The organism is Microvirga sp. P4_A5 (genome assembly GCF_056402495.1).
Genome location: NZ_JBFUHH010000219.1, coordinates 1 through 620 on the forward strand (window position 1 = coordinate 1; position 620 = coordinate 620).

1 protein-coding gene is annotated in these 620 nt (G+C 63.7%); it reads right to left on the reverse strand.

Annotated elements, in window-relative coordinates; translation table 11 throughout:
- Window positions 1–620 (reverse strand): TCP-1/cpn60 chaperonin family protein (locus AC1DVM_RS23235; protein WP_477258512.1); only part of this gene is annotated, 620 nt, incomplete at both ends.

Genomic DNA, 620 nt, shown 5'->3' on the forward strand with positions numbered 1-620 from the left:
TTTCTCGATGCGGACGCGCTTGGCGCGGCCGAGCATGTCGAGGGTGACGGTCTCGAGCTTGATGCCGAGGTCTTCGGAGATGACCTGGCCGGCGGTGAGGACGGCGATGTCCTCGAGCATGGCCTTGCGGCGGTCGCCGAAGCCCGGAGCCTTGACGGCGGCGATCTTCAGGCCGCCACGGAGCTTGTTGACGACGAGGGTCGCGAGAGCCTCGCCCTCAATGTCCTCGGCGATGATGAGGAGCGGCTTGTCGGTCTGCACGACGGCTTCGAGGATCGGCAGCAGGCTCTGCAGCGTCGAGAGCTTCTTCTCGTGGATGAGGATGTAGGGATCCTCGAGCTCGGCCACCATCTTCTCGGCGTTGGTGATGAAGTACGGCGAGAGATAGCCACGGTCGAACTGCATGCCTTCGACGACGTCGAGTTCGGTCTCGGCGGTCTTGGCCTCCTCGACCGTGATGACGCCCTCATTGCCGACGCGCTGCATGGCTTTTGCAATCATCTCGCCGATGGACGCATCGCCGTTGGCCGAAATCGTGCCAACCTGGGCGATCTCCTCCGATGAGGCGACTTTCTTGGCGCGGGCCTGGACGTCCTTGACCGCTTCAGCCACCGCGAGAT